This window comes from Bifidobacterium pullorum subsp. saeculare (assembly GCF_016899725.1).
GTDB classification, from domain to species: Bacteria; Actinomycetota; Actinomycetes; order Actinomycetales; family Bifidobacteriaceae; genus Bifidobacterium; species Bifidobacterium pullorum_C.
In genome coordinates this window covers 1-431 of record NZ_JACLYU010000278.1, presented here as the reverse complement: position 1 = coordinate 431, position 431 = coordinate 1, and the positions used below count along the sequence as shown (strand labels likewise).

The window sequence follows — 431 nt, the reverse complement described above, 5'->3', positions numbered from 1 at the left end:
CCTTCCTCCTTGTGCTCCTCAGAAGATTGTGCTCAGTCAGCTTCTTCTCAATGATACCCATTGTCAGCTTTGTAGCGTAAATAGGCAGGTTCATCTCCCTGAGCACGTAAGAGAGTGCACCGATATGGTCTTCGTGTCCGTGGGTGATAACAAACCCCTTGACCTTCTTGATATTGTCCTTCAAATACGTGATGTCCGGGATCACCAGGTCGATCCCCAGCATATCATCCTCCGGAAACGCCAGACCGCAGTCCACCACAACAATACTGTCTCCGTACTCAAAGGCAGTGATGTTCATTCCGATCTTTTCCAGGCCTCCCAGCGGAATGATACGCAGTTTTCCATTGTTTTCTTTTTTCAAGCTTACACCTCCATAGGTTTATTTTTCCGTTATTTTTCTTTTTCACGGCATTTTCTGCACACGCCGTAAA

1 protein-coding gene is annotated in these 431 nt (G+C 46.6%); it reads right to left on the bottom strand.

All coding sequences use genetic code 11. From position 1 onward, the window contains the following. The coding region (locus H7U32_RS10525; protein WP_204469958.1) for an MBL fold metallo-hydrolase at positions 1-361 on the bottom strand (361 nt) is incomplete at its 3' end. Positions 362-431 lie beyond the last annotated feature (70 nt).